Here is a 16,195-nt window from a genome sequence, read left to right as displayed (position 1 = left end):
GGCTTTCTTCTGACAGGAGTCTCCAAGATGCCAAGATCCATCGTTGCCGCCTTGCAGATCGGTTCGCTGCCGGCGGGCAAGGCCGCTACCCTGGCGCAGATCCTCGACTACGAGCAGGCCATCCGCGAGGCCGGCGCCAGCCTGGTGGTGATGCCCGAGGCGTTGCTCGGCGGTTATCCGAAAGGCGAGGGGTTTGGCACCCAGCTCGGTTATCGCCTGCCTGAAGGGCGCGAAGCCTTCGCCCGCTATTTCGCCAACGCCATCGATGTACCGGGCGTCGAGACCGAAGCGCTGGCCGGGTTGGCGGCACGGACCGGCGCGAGCCTGGTGCTCGGGGTGATCGAGCGCAGCGGCAACACCCTGTACTGCACCGTGCTGTTCTTCGAGCCCGTGGGCGGTCTTGTGGCCAAGCACCGCAAGCTGATGCCCACCGGCACCGAGCGGCTGATCTGGGGCAAGGGTGACGGCTCCACGCTACCGGTGGTGGAGGGCCGCGCCGGGCGCATCGGCGCGGCGGTGTGCTGGGAGAACTACATGCCGCTGCTGCGCACCGCGATGTACGCCAAGGGCGTGCAACTGTGGTGCGCGCCGACGGTGGATGAGCGCGAACTGTGGCAGATCAGCATGCGCCACATCGCCGCCGAAGGGCGTTGTTTCGTCATCAGCGCCTGCCAGGTGCAGGATTCTCCGGCGGCGCTGGGTCTTGAGGTGGCCAACTGGCCGGCCGAGCGGCCGTTGATCAACGGTGGCAGCGTGATCGTCGGCCCCCTCGGCGAGGTGCTGGCCGGGCCGCTGGTGGGCGAGCGCGGCCTGCTCTGCGCCGAAATCGATACCGACGAGCTGGTGCGTGCGCGCTACGACTTCGATGTGGTCGGCCACTATGCGCGGCCGGACGTGTTCGAGCTCAGCGTGGACGAGTGTCCGCGTCCCGGCGTGCGCTTTGTCGGTCAAGCCACTGCTGGCAAGTGATCGTTCGTTTGCTCGACAACAGGTTCACCATCCGGCGCTTGTGGCTGCGGGCAGGTCCAGTTTGCCTTTGTCGGTGAAGCGTACGGTGCCCAGCGGGCCGCTTGCCAGTTTGCCGCGCAATACATAGGGCAGGCCCTGCAGGGACTCCACCCGGCTCAGGCCATAGGCCTGGCGCAGAAAGGCAAAGGCGGTGATGCTCACCGGCACCACGATCACCGCTTCGTCGTAGCGGCCAATATGCCCGCGCTGGTCGCTCACCCCGGCGGCCAGGGGCTGGTCGTTGACTTCCAGGTTGAGGGCGATGCCATTGAAGTCCACGGGGGTTTCGTTGGGGTTCTGCACGCGGATCTTCACCGCCATGCGCAGCTCCAGATCCTGGCCGGGCAGAGGATCGATACCGATCACGCTGATGTTCAGCGGATCACGCGCCTGGAACAGGGCGCAGGCACTCAGGCCAAGGGTCAGCAGCAGGATCAGACAGACGCGGGCATGCATGGTGATCGGGACCTCGGGGCACGGGCGAGTCCGCAGTGTGGCAAATGCGCGGCGGCGAGGAAAGCGGGGCTCAGTGCGTTCCCTGTTCGACAAAGACACGGTGCAGATCCTCCATGAACGCCTGCTGCGCCTCACCGGGCTCCTGCCCACGGTGCCGCGCCAAGGTAAACGGCACCACGAAATCCAGTGTCGGGTCCAGTGCCCGCAACAGTCCCTGGGCTTCCCAGGGCGCGGCGCAGTGGCAGGGCAGGTAGCCGATATGCTGGCCTGACAGGATCAGGGTCAGCGCGCTGTCGATCTGCTCCGCCACCGCCAGGCTGTGGCGGCTCTGGAAGGGTTCACCTTGCTTGAGAAAACGATAGGGATGACAGACCTGGTCGGCCTCCAGCAAGTGCTCGCGACTGACCAGGGACCGGTCGAACAGTTCATGCCCCAGGCCACAGTAGAGTCGCTGGCGTTCCTCGAACAACGGCAGGTAATCGAACGCCGCCTGGTTGCCGGAAAAGTAGCTGATGGCGCAATCCAGGCGCTGCTCCAGCAACAGCCGCTCAAGCTCGGCGGGTGGCGCACTGGTCAATTCAAGGCGCACCTGCTCGTCGCGTTGACGGAACCGGGCGATGGCCCGGGCCAGGCGCAAGGTGACCTCGCGGTCCTGGTTCTCGGCCAGGCCGATGCGCAGCGTGCCGAGCAAACGCCCGGCCACGCCGTTGGCCTGTTGGCGAAACTGTTCGATCTGCAGCAGCAGGCCGCGGGTCGCCTGGAGCAGCAGCTCGCCTTTCTCGGTCAGCCGGAAGCCGCCCTTGCCACGGCTGCACAGGCGATAACCCAGGCGGGTCTCGAGCCTGGCCATTTGCTGGCTGATGCTGGGCTGGCTGAGCCCCAGCACGCCCTGAGCGGCGCTGAAGCCGCCGGCCTCGACTACAGTGACGAACAGCCGCAGCAGGTGCAGGTCGGGGTCGTGCAATTGTCCGAGCATTACATTGATCCTGGTGAATGTCAGCTTTGAATAGTTGTCATTTTTACAATGTAACCCGGCAGGCATGCTGGCGGCATCCACCCCCAAGCCGAGGTGCCCGCCATGCGTCGAACGTTGTGCCTGCTTTCATTGCTGATCGCCCTGCCACTGCAGGCCGAGGAGAAGGTCGTCAACCTGTACAGCTGGGCCGATTATGTCGCCCCGCAAACCCTGGCGCGGTTCGAGCAGGAGACCGGCTACAAGGTCCGCTACGACACCTTCGATACCACCGAGGTGCTGGAAACCAAGCTGCTCACCGGCGGCAGTGGCTACGACGTGGTGGTGCCGTCGGCCACGGTGCTGGCCCGGGCACTCAAGGCCGGTGCCCTGCAGCCGCTCGATGCCCAGGCGCTGCCCGGCTATGCCAACCTTGACCCGGACCTGCTGACCAAGCTGGCCGAGGCAGATCCCGGCAACCGCCATGCCGTGCCGTACACCTGGGGCACGCTGGGTCTGGGGGTGAATGTCGAGGCCGTGCGCCAGCGCCTCGGTGACGTGCCGCTGGACAGCCTCGACTTGCTGTTCAAGCCCGAATACGCCAGTCGCCTGAAGGACTGCGGGATCGCCATGCCGGACTCGCCCCAGGAGGTGATCGGGGTGACCCTCAACTACCTGGGCAAGGACCCGTACAGCCAGAGCAAGGCCGACCTGGACGCCGCCCAGGCGTTGTTGCAGCAGTTGCAGCCATCGATCAGCTACGTGGCCAACGGTCGCCAGATCAACGACCTGGCCAACGGCAGCGTGTGCCTGGCGCTGACCTACAACGGCGATGCGGCCATGGCCGCCGACCAGGCCCGACGCGCCGGCAAGCCGTTCGAGCTGATCTACCGCATTCCCCGCGAGGGCACGCTGGTCTGGCAGGACAACCTGGTGATCCCCAAGGACGCGCCGCACCCCGAGGCGGCCCGCGCCTTCATCGCCTTCATGCTGCGCCCCGAGTCGGTGGCGGCACTGACCAACACGCTGTTCTTCGCCAACGCCAACCAGGCCGCCACGCCGCTGGTGGACGCGGCAATCCGCAATGACCCGGACATCTACCCATCGGCCGAGGTGCGCCAGCGCCTGTTTGCCGACCGCAGCATGGCGTTGTCCGACCTGCGCCAGCGCAACCGCCTGTGGACCACCTTCCGCAGCCGCCAGTGAACAACAACGACAGGAGACAGACCGTGGACCTCGCCCAGGACAACGACCAGGCCATGACCCGTGACAGCCTCTACGGCACCGCCGCCGAGAGCACCTACGCCGGTATTACCAGTTTTTCCCGGCGCCGCTACAGCCGCGACCTGCGCGGTGTCGACGTGGTGGTCAACGGGGTGCCGTTCGACACCGCCACCAGCAACCGCCCCGGCGCGCGCTTCGGCCCGCGGGCGATCCGCGCCGCCTCGGTGCAGCAGGCGTGGGCCCGCCACTGGCCCTGGACGTTCGACCCGTTCGATCACCTGGCGGTGATCGACTACGGTGACTGCGCGTTCGACAGCGGCACGCCAGCCTCGGTGCCGGACAGCATCGAGGCACACGCCGAGCACATCCTCGGGGCCGGCTGCGCCATGCTCACCCTCGGTGGCGACCACTTCATCAGCTACCCGCTGCTCAAGGCTCATGCCCGCCAGCACGGTCCGCTGGCGCTGATCCACTTCGACGCCCACAGCGACACCTGGCCGGACGAGGAGGGCAAGCGCATCGATCACGGCACCATGTTCTGGCACGCGGCGCGCGAAGGCCTGGTGGACCCGGCGCATTCGGTGCAGATCGGCCTGCGCACCACCAATGACGACAGCCAGGGCTTCGCCATCCTCGATGCCCGTCAGGTGCATCGCCAGGGCACCGAGGCGATCATCGCCGCGATCCGTCAGCGGGTGGGGGACAGGCCGGTCTACCTGACCTTCGATATCGACTGCCTGGATCCGGCCTTCGCGCCTGGCACCGGCACGCCGGTATGCGGCGGGCTGAGCACGGTGCAGGCACTGGAAATTCTCGGCGGCTTGCGCGGGATCAACCTGGTGGGGATGGACCTGGTGGAGGTGGCGCCGGCCTATGACCATGCCGATATCACCGCGCTGGCCGGGGCAACGCTGGCGATGGAGATGCTGTGCCTGTATGCGGCGCGGCACAAGGTGGACCAGGCCTGATCGACAACGCGACGCACGGCCTCATCGCAAACCGGCGATGAGGCCGAACCCGTCTACCAGCGCATTCTCACGCCAAGGCTGCCGATCAAGCCGTTGAGGTCGTTGTCATCCACGTCGGAGCTGTAGTCGGCGCTGACGAACAGCGCCACGTTCGGCGTCACCCGGGCCACCAGGCCCAAGCCCAGTTCCACCGTGGTGGCGCTGCGCGAACTGGAGATCTTGTCGACCTGGTCGAGTTTCACCGAATCGGCATTGCTGAAGTCGTACCAGACGTTGGTGCGCACATAGGGTTCGATGGGCATGCCGCGCACTTCGTAGCGCGCCGACAGCTTGGCACCGACCCGGCCACTCCAGCTGGGCTGGCTGTCGAAGGCCTGCAGGGTTTCCTCCTGTACCTGGCTACCCGGGAAGAACTGCTGGTTGATCAACTGCGCCTGGGGCTCGATCACCCAGCCGGCGCCCAGGCCGATGGGATAGCCGCCTTGCACCGAGAGCGTCATGGCATGACCACTGTCGTCGACGCGCTGCCCCGCCTGTGAGCGGCCGTTGACATCGATGCGTGTGCCCATGGCCAGTGCATCCACGTGCCAGCCCTGTTCATGGGTCATGCTCCAGTACACCCCGAGGCTCTCGCCACTGAGGTTTACCGCGTCACGCTGCTTGTCGCCCAGCAGCGGGCGCATGCCGTTGAAGCTGCTCTGCAGGTTGTTGTGACCGACGAAGATCCCCGCGCGGTGCACGTTGCCGCCGCTGGTTTCACGCACGAACAGGTCCGGGCCGATCAGCATCTGCTGGCTGGGTGCCTCCACCTGCGCTGGCGGCTGGGCGCCCGGGCGCGGCGTGCCGGGGAAGAACTGCGCCCACTGGCTGGCGATAGGGTTGGTGTCGGGCTGGCCATGACGTTCATCCATGCGCTCGGAGAAGGCGCTGAGCAGGCCCTGGTTGAGGCCGCTGACGCTGACCGGATCGAGCGACAATCGCGGCACCTCGGGCTGCGCCAGGACGGGGGCGAAGGGTTCGCCCTCCTGGGTTTCGAAGGCGAAGGTTTCCACCGGGGTTGCCAAGAGCAGCGACGTGGAAACCGCACAGAAAAAAGCGTCGAAGCGCGAAGGATTCGAGGTGCTTTTCATGGCGGATCTCCTGTTGGTGTGTGAAGTGAACAGCCCAAGACCTGGCCTGATGTCACGTGCTGTACGACAAGAACAGGGGCGACACGAACCAGCGCACCAACCTTCTGGAGAGCGCACGAAGGCGCGCGCTAGAGGCCCGGCACGAGTTTTTACGTCTGGTGATTACTGTTCAGCTAAGGAGAGGACAGCGCTTGCGTCAAGAAAGCGTGAATGGATTGCAAAATTACTGTTTGACAGCTCAACCTATTGAATTTATGTGATTTTTAAGCGTGCATATCGAAAATGGTGATTTGCCGTGCGGCGGCTATGCCGAATCGTTGCTACAACCGCACTTCCACTGCCAGCGGCAGATGGTCGGAGAGGTGGGTCCAGGGTTTGTTGCCAAGGATTCTCGGTGCGTGGCTTTCGGCGTTGCGCAGGTAGATACGGTCCAGGCGCAGCAGCGGCAGGCGCGCGGGGTAGGTGCGGGCCAGCAGGCCATGGTGGCGCTCGAAGGCCTCGTGCAGACCATGCTGCAGCCCCAGGGTGTGGTTGCCGCGCAGCCGCCAGTCGTTGAAATCGCCGGCGATGATCACCGGGGCGTCGGCGGGCAGGGCGTCGAGCAGCCGGCGCAGCAGGTGCAGCTGTTGCTGGCGGTGGCGCTCGAGCAACGACAGGTGCACGCAGATGGCATGCACCTGGCGCCGCCCGGGTACGTCCAGCACGCAATGCAGCAGGCCGCGGCGCTCGGGGCCGGTGATCGACACGTCGAGGTTGCGGTGCTCGATGATCGGGTACTTCGACAGCAGCGCATTGCCGTGGTGGCCGTCGGGGTAGACCGCGTTGCGGCCATAGGCGAAGTCGCTCCACATGCTGTCGGCGAGGAATTCGTACTGCGAGGTCCGCGGCCAGCCGGGGTAGCGCGCGGCGTGGCGGTCATGGCTGCCGAGCACCTCCTGTAGGAACACGATGTCGGCCCCGGTGCTGCGCACCGCCTCGCGCAGCTCTGGCAGGATGAAGCGTCGGTTGAAGGCGGTGAAGCCCTTGTGGGTGTTGACCGTCAGTACCTTGACCCGGTGCACGGCCGGCGCCTGGTTGACGTTGGCGAAACCTGGACTGCCGGCTTCGAGGTTCACGGGTGCTCCTGGCTGACGGGGCCGCTTTGCGGCCCATCGCGACACAAGGCCGCTCCCAAAGGAGATCGCGGCCTCTGTGGGAGCGGCCTTGTGTCGCGATGGGCTGCGCAGCAACCCCAGGTTTTTACTGACACAACACAGTCTAGGACAGGCCTTCCCCTTTGGGGTTCAGTCCTCCTCGCGCTGCAGCACCAGCAACAGCAATGACCGTCCAGTGACCTCGAACACCGTGTCGAACGCCAGGTGCTGCGGCTTGCGCAACTCGGGCCGGTCGGTGTCCACCAGGCAGCTCCAGTAGTCGCCCTCCGGCACCGCCGGCAGGGTGAACGGCACCACGTCGTGGTAGGCATTGACGATCAGCAGCATGGTCGCCTCGGCGCCCGGCCGGGCAATGCCGCTGACCTGGGCGCGACCGTCCATCAGCATGCCCAGGCAGCGCCCGTGCGGGTCTTCCCACTGCTCGACGGTCATCTCGCTGGCGTCCGGGGCCAGCCAGGTGACGTCCTTGACGCCAATCGCCTCGTTGTAGTCGCCGACCAGGAAGCGCGAGCGCCTCAGGATCGGATAGGCCAGGCGCAGCCGGGTCAGGCGCTTGACGAAGGCCATCAGCGCCTGGCCGTCCTCGTCCAGGTCCCAGTTCACCCAGCCGATCTCGCTGTCCTGGCAGTAGGCGTTATTGTTGCCGTGCTGGGTGCGGCTGAATTCGTCGCCGGCGACGATCATCGGCGTGCCCTGGGCCAGCAGCAGGGTGGCGAAGAAGTTGCGCATCTGGCGCATGCGCAGGGCGTTGATCGCCGGGTCGTCGGTGGGGCCTTCGACGCCGCAGTTCCACGATAGGTTGTTGTCGGTGCCGTCCTGGTTGTTCTCGTCGTTGTCCTCATTGTGCTTGTCGTTGTACGACACCAGGTCGCGCAACGTGAAACCGTCGTGGGCGGTGATGAAGTTGACCGAGGCGTAGGGCCGCCGGCCGCGGTTGTTGAACAGGTCGCCCGAGGCGGTGATGCGCGCGGCGAAGTCGGCGAGCATGCCTTCGTCGCCTTTCCAGAAGCTGCGCACGGTGTCGCGGAAGCGGTCGTTCCATTCCGCCCAGCCCGGGGCGAAGTTGCCCACCTGGTAGCCGCCCGGGCCGCAGTCCCAGGGTTCGGCGATCAGCTTGGTCTGGCTGAGCATAGGATCCTGGCGACAGGCGACGAGGAAGCCGTGGCGCTCGCTGTAGCCGTCGTGATAGCGGCCGAGGATGGTCGCCAGGTCGAAGCGAAAGCCATCCACGTGCATCTCGCCGGCCCAGTAGCGCAGCGAGTCGGTGACCAGTTGCAGCACCCGTGGATGGCTCATGTCGAGGGTATTGCCGGTGCCCGAATCGTTAATGTAGAAGCGCCGGTCGTCGGGCATCAAACGATAGTACGAGGCGTTGTCGATGCCGCGCATTGACAGGGTCGGTCCGCGCTCGTTGCCTTCGGCGGTGTGGTTGTAGACCACGTCGAGAATCACCTCGAGCCCGGCGTCGTGCAGGTGCGCAACCATCTCCTTGAACTCGGCGATCTTGCCGCTGGCCAGGTAGCGCGGATGGGGGGCAAAGAAGGCGATGCTGTTGTAGCCCCAGTAGTTGTTCAGGCCCTTGTCCAGCAGGTGCTGGTCGTTGACGAAGGCGTGGATCGGCAGCAGCTCGATGCTCGATACGCCAAGTTCCTTGATATGCGCCAGCAGCTCGTCGTTGGCCAGCCCGGCGAAGGTGCCGCGCAGGTGCTCGGGCACCGCCGGGTGGCGCATGCTGATGCCGCGGGTGTGGGCTTCATAGATGATGGTGCGCTCCCACGGGATCGACACGCGCTGGTCGCGACCCCAGGTGAAGGCCGGGTCGATGACCTTGCACTTGGGCACGAATGCCGCGCTGTCCCGCTCATCGAACGACAGGTCGGCATCGGGGTGGCCGATGGTGTAGCCGAACAGCGCCTCGGACCACTTCAGCGAGCCGACCAGCTGCTTGGCGTAGGGGTCGATCAGCAGTTTGTTGGGGTTGAAACGGTGGCCGTTCTCGGGGTCGTACGGGCCGTGCACACGGTAGCCGTAGACCAGGCCAGGGTGGGCGTCCGGCAAGTAGCCGTGATAGATCTCGTCGGTGTACTCGGGCAGTTCTATGCGCTCTATTTCCTGCTCGCCGCTGGCGTCGAACAGGCACAGCTCGACCTTGGTGGCGTTGGCCGAGAAAAGCGCGAAGTTGACCCCCAGGCCGTCCCAGGTGGCGCCGAGCGGAAAGGGCAGGCCTTCGCGAATGCGCGACGGGGCGACGGAGCGGGTCTTCTTCGGGGTGCGGGGGCTCATGGCGGTCCTCATGGTCCTTGGGGCGGAAGCGGGGCCGCTGTGCGGCCCATTGCTGCGGATCGTCGCTACGACAAGCCAGCTCCCACAGGTACAGCGGTACTCGAGAAGCCTGCACGGACCCTGTGGGAGCTGGCTTGCCAGCGATGAGGCCGGTACAGGCGCTACAAGGCAATCAGCTTGCCGGCTTCTTCACTGCCCTGGGCTTCTTCACCGCCAGCGGTTTTTCCACGGCAGTGGTGGGCTTGGGTTTTGCCGCCGCCTTCTTGCGCGGTGACGTCTTGGGCGCCAGCGCCTCGGCTTCGGCCAGCTTGCGGGCCTTGTCCCAATGTTCCTCTTCGCGCCCCTCGGGCTTACCCTCCGACTCCCAGATCTGATAGGCGAACTCGCGAATTCGTTTTTCTTCGACGCTCATCTCGACACTCCTGAATGCAGTTAGGCATGTTCAATCAACACATTGACTGGAAACTCCATCAGCACGGCGCTCAACATCAGTTCCCTTGAAGGGGTGACAGCACCGCCGCCGAAAAGTCCCGAGCAGTTGGCAGGCGACAAGGCAAACGGCAGGACAAGCCGGGTGTCGTCCCAGTTCTGTGCCGGGATCAACGGGGTGGTGGCCGGGCCCAGCAGGGCGCTGGCCAACCGCGGTACGACGATGATGGCGCGGGCGTCCTCGCCCAGGCGGGCGAAGGCCAGCACCTTGTCGGCATGGCGCCCGCGCACGGCAAGCGGCAGGTAGGCGCCACGCTGGAACAGTTCGGGGTGGGCCTGGCGGGCGTCCAGCACCCGGGCCACCAGGGCCTGCTTGAGGCGGCCGTCGCGCCAGTGGGCGAGCAGGTCGGCCAGGGGCGTTGCGTCGTCCAGGCTGGCCCGTCTTGCAGGGTAGTCCACCGGGCGGCGGTTGTCCGGGTCGACCAGCGACAGGTCCCAGTACTCGTTGCCCTGGTAAAGATCCGGCACGCCGGGCGTGGTCATGCGCAACAGGCACTGCACCAGGCCGTTCAAGGCGCCGGGGCAGGCCAGGAGGCGCGCCGCTTCGTGCAGGGACTGGCGCAACTGCTGGTTTTCGTCGTTCAGCAGCAGGCCGTCGACATAGGCCGCGCAGGCCTGCTCGTAGCGCTCGTTCGGCGCGGCCCAGCTGCTGCGCAGCTTGGCTTCGCGCAGGGCCTTGCGCTGCCATTGGCGGATGCGTTCGGCATAGGCGCGCAGGGCCGTTGGGTCATGCAGGTCGAGGGTCAGCGGCCAGCTGCCGACCAACGTCTGCAACAGCAGCAGTTCGTCGGCGGGGCTGGGGGCCTCGCCATCGTCCAGTGCTTCGCGCAGCGGCGCGGCCAGCTCGCGCCAGTGCTCGACGCGGCTGGCCAGCCAGGGGCCGTGCTCGCTGAGCACGGCCAGGCGCGCCCGGCAATCCTCGCCGCGCTTGTGATCGTGGGTGGCGGTGGCCAACAGGTTGTCGGGGAAGTCGCGCAGGCGGCGCTGGGCCTCGTTGTGGAACCAGGCCGGCGCGGCGCTGAAGCGCTCGGCGTCGAAGCCCACGTCGTTGCGCGACAGCAGGCGGGCCGAGCGATAGAACGCGGTGTCCTCGACGGCCTTTGCGGCGCTGGGCGCGGTCAGTTGCTGGAAGCGCACGCAGGCATGGCGCAGGTGCTTGCGCGGCCGGCCCGGCGGCAAGCGGCGCCACGGCTGGCCACCGAGCCAGCGCTCTAGCTGCTCGAGCAGCGGCCAGTCGGCTTCGCCCAGTGACTGCCGCGCCCCAGCCAACGCCTGCTGGAAAAACGCCTCGTCCTCGGCGGGGCGGCCACAGGCGTTGATGTAGGTGCGGTACACCGGGTAATGCTCGACCAGCGCCTGCAGCGCCCGGCGAATGGCGCCGAGGGTGAGGTCGCGGGTCATCAGGTCGTCGCGAGCCACTTGCAGCAGGGCCTGGGCCACCGACTCGCAGTCGCCGGCCAGGCTGGCGTTGAGTACCAGGTGGCGGGCAGTGCGCACCTCCTCGGCGAACTCGGGGCGCTCGCTGACGCTGTTCCACAACTCGCCCAGCGGCCCCTCGCCGGCGGGATCGTGCTGCAGCAGCGACACCTGGTTCATGAACTCGTAGCCGGTGGTACCGTCGGTGAGCCAGTCGCGGTGCAGGTGTTCGTCGGTGCCGAGGATTTTCTCCACATAGATCGGGAAGTGCGCCAGTGCGGCATCCAGTGGCCGTCGCGCCAGCAAGCGGTCGACCCGGCGGCGCAGGTTGCGGCAGTAGCGTCGCGGATCGGCCAGGCCATCGATATGGTCGATGCGCAGGCCGTCCACCAGGCCGCGTTCGATCAGCTCGAACAGCTTGGCATGGGTGGCCTCGAACACCACCGCGCGCTCGACGCGCAGGCCACCGAGTTCGTTGATGTCGAAGAAGCGCCGCCAGTTGATGTCGTCGGCGGCGGTGCGCCAGCTGGCCAGGCGGTAGGTCTGGCGTTCCAGCAGCAGGTGCAGGCGCTTGAAACCGGCCTCGGTGCGGCTGTCGAAGGCGCCGAGGGCCGCTTGCAGGTCCGCGCCGGCGGCGGCCAGGCGCGCCAGCTCGTGCTGCAGGGACAGGGCCGCGGCCAGTGGGTCGTCGGCCTCGCCGAGGGCGCTGAAGTGCGCGGCCAGTGCCTGCAGGCGCGGATCCTCGGCCTGATCGAGGATGCGCCCGTAGTCCAGCGGACAGATCGGGAAGCGATGTTCATGGTGGGCCACCTCGAAACGCCCCTGTGGCGCCTCGAAGGTCAGCGGGATCTCGCCGTTTTGCAGGGCCGCGCCGTAATCGCTGCCCAGGAACGGCAGCAACAGTTGCCCGGCCAGCAACGGGTCGCTGGAATGCCACTGGATATCGAAGAATTCCGCATAGGGGCTGCGCCGGCCCCAGGCCAGCAGACTCTGCCACCAGGGATTGTCGGCGCCGCCGACGGCCATGTGGTTGGACACGGTGTCGAGGATCAGCCCCATGCCGTGCTGGCGCAACGCGGCCACCAGGCGTTCGAGCGCCGCCTCGCCGCCAAGCTCCGGGTTGACCCGGGTCGGGTCGACCACGTCGTAGCCATGCCGGGAACCGGCGCGGGCGGTGAGGATCGGCGAAGCGTACAGGTGGCTGATGCCAAGGCGGGCGAAGTAGGGCACCAGCGGCACCGCGTCATCCAGGGTGAAGTCGCTGTGCAGTTGCAGTCGCAGGGTCGCGGTCAACGGTTTCATCGGTCACGCTCCCAGGCCTGTTCGCGAGCCTGGGCCAGCAGCTCCAGGCGGCGGGCGGCGTCCTCGTCGTCGAGCAGGTCGCATGCTGGCGCCTTGAAGCGCCGGCGCCAGTTGGGGTGGCCTTCGGTGGTGCCGGGCAGGTTGGCCTGCTCGTCACTGCCCAGCAGGTCTTCCAGCGGCACCAGTACCAGGGGGGCGCGGGTGTGGCCAACATAGCGGATCGCCGCGTCGATCAGCGCGTCGTCGCCGCGCAGTGGCCCGTAGTTCTGCTCCAGGGTGCGGCGCAGGCCGTCGCGTTCCAGGGCCCGGGTGTGGCGCCAGTGCAGCTCGGTGGCGGCGTCGATCAGTTGCAGGCGATGGCTCCAGTCGATGTCGCGGCCCGCCAGCCAACCGGCCAGGGGCGCCAGGTCGTGGGTGCCGGTGGTGGCCAGGGCATTGTCCGGCCAGTCGAGGATCGGCTTGAGCTGTCCGGGCGCGGCCTGCTCGAACGGTAGCACGCGCATGCCCAGCACGGCCTTGTCGGCCAGGCGTTCGCGCAGACCCTCGGGCACGGTGCCCAGGTCCTCGCCGAGGATGATCGCCTGGTGTCGCGCCGATTCCAGCGCCAGCAGGCGCAGCAGGTCGTCCAGCGGATAGTCCAGATAGGCGCCTTCGCTCGGCTTGGCGCCGCGGGGGATCAGCCACAGTCGGCGCAGGCCCATCACATGGTCGATGCGCAGGCCACCGGCATGGGCCAGGTTGGCCCGCAGCATCTCGATGAACGCGCGGTAGCCGTTGCGCCTGAGGCCTTCGGGGGAGAAGGCGCAGATGCCCCAATCCTGGCCGGAGCGGTTGAGGATGTCCGGTGGCGCGCCGACCTTGAGCTCGGCCAGCAGTTCGTCCTGGCGGCTCCAGGCCTGGCTGCCGGCGCCGTCGGCCCCCACCGCCAGGTCAGCGATCAGGCCTACCGCCATGCCGTTGCCGCGCGCCGCGTCCTGGGCCCGCTGCAGGCTGCGCTCGGTCAGCCACTGGCAGAACGCGTGGAACTCGACCCGCGCCGGATAGGCGTTGGCGAAGGCTTCGACCTCGGGGTGGTAGGGGTCGTGCCAGGCCTTGGGCCAGCGGCGCCAGTCGGCGCCCAGGCCCGTACTGACAGCTTCCGCCTGCAGCACTTCGAAGCGGCAATGGTGCTCCAGTCGCTCGCCGGCGCTGGCGCGGAAACTCTCGAAGTCCTCGCGCAATGGATGCTCGCCCTGGCTGAACTGCCGGTAGAGCGCCTCGAGCAGGCGCAGGCGGGCATCGGCGGCCCGTGGCCAGTCCACCAGCGCCTGCTGCTCCAGCGTGTCGAGGGTCGCCTGCAGGTCGCAGGCCTCGATGGCCATGCGCACCTCGCGCTCGCCAAAGACCACACCGGGGCTGGCGTACAGCACGTTGCGCAGCAGCCGGCTGGAGGGCGAGTAGGGGCTGAAGTGGTGCTGATCGAACGCCGACAGGGTGTGGATCGGGCTGATCGCCAAGGCATCGGCGCCGCGCTCTGCGGCGTTGCGCGCCAGTTGCTCCAGGGCCAGGCAGTCGCCGTAGCCGCCATCGCCGGGGCGGCGCAGGCTGTACAGCTGCGCCGCGATGCCCCAGCAGCGCGGCGGTTGCTGCTCGACGCGGTCCTCCAGGGCATGGCAGCGCGGCGGCGCCACGGCCACGCTGAAGCTGCGGCCATCGATGTCAACCCGGTGGTAGCCCAGCGGCAGCTCGCCCGGCAACCGCGCCTGGGTGTCCAGGGCCAGGTGGCGGAGGCTGCCGTCCTCCAGTGTGCAGTGCGCCTGGCGGTCGGCGGTGAAATAGCGCCGCAGGTCCAGGGGCTGGCCGATATCGACGGTCAGCAGTGGCGGCAGGTGCTCGCTGTCCTCGGCTTGCTCGACGGCGCGCAGGCTGGCAGCGATGGCGGCGGCATCGCCGGCCGGGTGGCCGAGGCCTGCGAGCACTCGGCGCAATACCTCGTCGCTGACCTGCTGCGGGCGGTTGTTGGCATCGATCCAGTCGCGGGCCAGGCCGACCCGCGCGGCCAGGCGGTGGAGGGGCTGTTCGCTCATGGCGTCTCCTGGTCGGGGGGCAGTAGGCTGACCACGCAGCTGTGCGCGGCGAGGGCCGAGTCGGGGTGGGCGTTGTCGCTGCTGTCGTACAGGCGCCGCTGAAGGGCGGGCAGCGCGACCGGCTGGGGTTGGGCGGCGAGGTTGAGGTCGATGCGCAGCTCGTCGCCATTGCCCAGGCGCCAGCGGGCGGTCAGCGCCTGGTCGCCGAGCACCTCGCTGCCGAGGGCGCGTGCGCCGGGCAGGTGCGGTACGACATGGCGCCGGCGCAGGTCGAGCAATTGCTGGTACAGACCGTGCCAGCCGGCCAGTACATTCCGTTGCCGGGGCCTGGATGAGGCGAAGGTCGCCTCGGCATTCGGGTCGGGTATCTGCTCGCGCTTGTGCGGATCGGCGAAGGCGTCGAAATGGGCGAACTCGCCGCGGCGGCCCTCACGCACGGCGTCGGCCAGCTCATCGTGAAAATCGGTGAAGAACAGGAACGGCTCACGGCTGCCGTCGTCGTCGCCCATGAACAGCAGCGGGATCATCGGCGCCAGCAGCAGCAGCGCGGTGGCGGCGCGCAGGGCCGGCGGTGGGCAGAGGCGGGTGAGGCGTTCACCCAGGGCGCGGTTGCCGATCTGGTCGTGGTTCTGCAAAAACAGCACGAAGGCGCTCGGTGGCAGGTGGCCGCTGGGCTCGCCGCGGGGCGTGCCGTGGCGGTCGGGTTGGCCCTGGAACACGAAGCCTTCGGCCAGGCAGCGGGCCAGTTGGTTGATCGGTCGGTCCTTGTAGTCGGCGTAGTAGCCTTCGGTCTCGCCGGTCAGCAACACATGCAGGGCGTTGTGGCCATCGTCGTTCCACTGCGCGTCGAAGCCTTGCTGCAGCAGTGCGGCCTGGTTGTGCTCGTTTTCCAGCACCAGCCATACGTGACGGCCCGGCTCCACGGCCGCGCGTACCCGTTGCGCCAACTCGACCAGGAAGTCGGGCTGATCGATGGCGTGCACGGCATCCAGGCGCAGGCCATCAATGCGGTAGTCGCACAACCACATCAGGGCGTTCTGGATGAAGTACTCGCGCACCTGCGGGCGACGGAAGTCGATGGCTGCACCCCAGGGAGTCTGCCGGTCCTCGCGAAAGAACGGGCTGGCGTACTGCTGCAGGTAATTGCCGTCGGGGCCAAAATGGTTGTACACCACATCGACCAGCACCATCAGCCCCTGGCCATGTGCCTGGTCGACCAGCTCACACAATTGCTCGGGACTGCCATAGGTGTTTTGCGGCGCATAGGGCAGCACGCCGTCGTAACCCCAGTTCCGCTCGCCAGGGAACTGTCCCAGCGGCATCAGTTCGACGGCGCTGATGCCCAGTTCGGCCAGACGCGGCAGGTGCCGGGCCACCCCGACGTAGCCGTCTAGCAAGCCGACATGCAGCTCCTGGATGACCGCTTCGTGCCAGGGGAGGCCCTGCCAGGGGTGTCGCCAGGCGTAGCTGGCCACATCCACCACCTGGCTCGGCCCCTGTACGCCATCGGGCTGATAGCGCGAGGCCGGGTCGGCCACCTTCAGTGCATTGTCGATACGGTAGTGGTAACGGTCACCGGCCCGGCACGGGGCCACGCCGGTGTACCAGCCGTCACCGTCGGGCAACAGCTCGATCGCCGGCTGCTGCTCCAGTTCCACGCTCACGCTGCGCGCATCCGGCGCCCAGAGGGCGAAGCGCGCCGACGTGGCGTCCAGCAGGTGTGCGCCATGCCTGTGCATCTTCAATT

Annotated in this window: 12 protein-coding genes; 3 read left to right on the top strand and 9 right to left on the bottom strand. The window is 67.4% G+C overall.

The features are described from left to right. Positions 1-27 precede the first annotated feature (27 nt). The gene (locus AC25MA_RS00795; RefSeq protein WP_069016352.1) at positions 28-969 is read left to right on the top strand and encodes a carbon-nitrogen hydrolase family protein; all 942 of its coding nucleotides are present in this window, start codon (positions 28-30) and stop codon (positions 967-969) included. Between the two features lie 24 nt (positions 970-993). On the opposite strand, the gene AC25MA_RS00790 is transcribed toward AC25MA_RS00795, so the two are convergent. Further along, positions 994-1,464 carry an LEA/WHy family protein gene (locus AC25MA_RS00790; RefSeq protein WP_028692587.1) on the bottom strand — a complete coding sequence of 157 codons (471 nt, stop codon included), beginning with the start codon at positions 1,462-1,464 and terminating at the stop codon, positions 994-996. 70 nt (positions 1,465-1,534) lie between these two features. Next, complete coding sequence (locus AC25MA_RS00785; RefSeq protein WP_028692586.1) at positions 1,535-2,440, bottom strand: LysR family transcriptional regulator; 906 nt, start codon at positions 2,438-2,440, stop codon at positions 1,535-1,537. A 102-nt stretch (positions 2,441-2,542) separates the two neighbouring features. Between AC25MA_RS00785 and AC25MA_RS00780 the strand changes: the two genes are divergently transcribed. Then, entirely contained in the window at positions 2,543-3,622 is a 1,080-nt protein-coding gene (locus AC25MA_RS00780) for an extracellular solute-binding protein (RefSeq protein ID WP_028692585.1), read from the top strand. A gap of 23 nt (positions 3,623-3,645) precedes the next feature. Continuing rightward, positions 3,646-4,608 carry an agmatinase gene (speB, locus tag AC25MA_RS00775; protein ID WP_028692584.1) on the top strand — a complete coding sequence of 321 codons (963 nt, stop codon included), beginning with the start codon at positions 3,646-3,648 and terminating at the stop codon, positions 4,606-4,608. A gap of 53 nt (positions 4,609-4,661) precedes the next feature. On the opposite strand, the gene AC25MA_RS00770 is transcribed toward speB, so the two are convergent. The 7 genes from AC25MA_RS00770 to treZ form a co-directional block, all read right to left on the bottom strand. Continuing rightward, entirely contained in the window at positions 4,662-5,738 is a 1,077-nt protein-coding gene (locus AC25MA_RS00770) for an autotransporter domain-containing protein (RefSeq protein WP_062359470.1), read from the bottom strand. Positions 5,739-6,058: 320 nt separating this feature from the next. After that, positions 6,059-6,853 (bottom strand): endonuclease/exonuclease/phosphatase family protein, encoded by a 795-nt coding sequence (locus AC25MA_RS00765; protein ID WP_028692582.1) that lies wholly within the window; start codon positions 6,851-6,853, stop codon positions 6,059-6,061. A gap of 168 nt (positions 6,854-7,021) precedes the next feature. Next, entirely contained in the window at positions 7,022-9,175 is a 2,154-nt protein-coding gene (gene glgX, locus AC25MA_RS00760; protein ID WP_486971688.1) for a glycogen debranching protein GlgX, read from the bottom strand. A 172-nt stretch (positions 9,176-9,347) separates the two neighbouring features. Then, complete coding sequence (locus AC25MA_RS00755; protein ID WP_280093073.1) at positions 9,348-9,587, bottom strand: DUF2934 domain-containing protein; 240 nt, start codon at positions 9,585-9,587, stop codon at positions 9,348-9,350. A gap of 20 nt (positions 9,588-9,607) precedes the next feature. Then, positions 9,608-12,382, bottom strand: coding sequence for a malto-oligosyltrehalose synthase (locus tag AC25MA_RS00750; protein ID WP_062359465.1), 2,775 nt, complete (start codon positions 12,380-12,382; stop codon positions 9,608-9,610). Further along, positions 12,379-14,448: a 4-alpha-glucanotransferase gene (gene malQ / locus AC25MA_RS00745; RefSeq protein WP_486971687.1), complete on the bottom strand. Its 2,070-nt coding sequence runs from the start codon at positions 14,446-14,448 to the stop codon at positions 12,379-12,381. Before malQ ends, AC25MA_RS00750 begins: the two co-directional genes overlap by 4 nt. Beyond that, complete coding sequence (gene treZ / locus AC25MA_RS00740; RefSeq protein WP_028692577.1) at positions 14,445-16,187, bottom strand: malto-oligosyltrehalose trehalohydrolase; 1,743 nt, start codon at positions 16,185-16,187, stop codon at positions 14,445-14,447. Before treZ ends, malQ begins: the two co-directional genes overlap by 4 nt. Between the last annotated feature and the right edge of the window lie 8 nt (positions 16,188-16,195).

It is taken from the genome of Pseudomonas sp. P65(2024) (assembly GCF_057480955.1).
The sequence above is the reverse complement of the archived record's forward strand: the minus strand, read 5'-3'. Positions and strand labels throughout refer to the sequence as shown.

Excerpts from the sequence above, each read along its gene's own strand:
- AC25MA_RS00795 (WP_069016352.1), top strand. The coding sequence starts at position 28 with ATGCCAAGATCCATCGTTGCCGCCTTGCAGATCGGTTCGCTGCCGGCG.
- AC25MA_RS00790 (WP_028692587.1), bottom strand. The coding sequence starts at position 1,464 with ATGCATGCCCGCGTCTGTCTGATCCTGCTGCTGACCCTTGGCCTGAGT.
- AC25MA_RS00785 (WP_028692586.1), bottom strand. The coding sequence starts at position 2,440 with ATGCTCGGACAATTGCACGACCCCGACCTGCACCTGCTGCGGCTGTTC.
- AC25MA_RS00780 (WP_028692585.1), top strand. The coding sequence starts at position 2,543 with ATGCGTCGAACGTTGTGCCTGCTTTCATTGCTGATCGCCCTGCCACTG.
- AC25MA_RS00770 (WP_062359470.1), bottom strand. The coding sequence starts at position 5,738 with ATGAAAAGCACCTCGAATCCTTCGCGCTTCGACGCTTTTTTCTGTGCG.
- glgX (WP_486971688.1), bottom strand. The coding sequence starts at position 9,175 with ATGAGCCCCCGCACCCCGAAGAAGACCCGCTCCGTCGCCCCGTCGCGC.
- AC25MA_RS00755 (WP_280093073.1), bottom strand. The coding sequence starts at position 9,587 with ATGAGCGTCGAAGAAAAACGAATTCGCGAGTTCGCCTATCAGATCTGG.
- AC25MA_RS00750 (WP_062359465.1), bottom strand. The coding sequence starts at position 12,382 with ATGAAACCGTTGACCGCGACCCTGCGACTGCAACTGCACAGCGACTTC.
- malQ (WP_486971687.1), bottom strand. The coding sequence starts at position 14,448 with ATGAGCGAACAGCCCCTCCACCGCCTGGCCGCGCGGGTCGGCCTGGCC.
- treZ (WP_028692577.1), bottom strand. The coding sequence starts at position 16,187 with ATGCACAGGCATGGCGCACACCTGCTGGACGCCACGTCGGCGCGCTTC.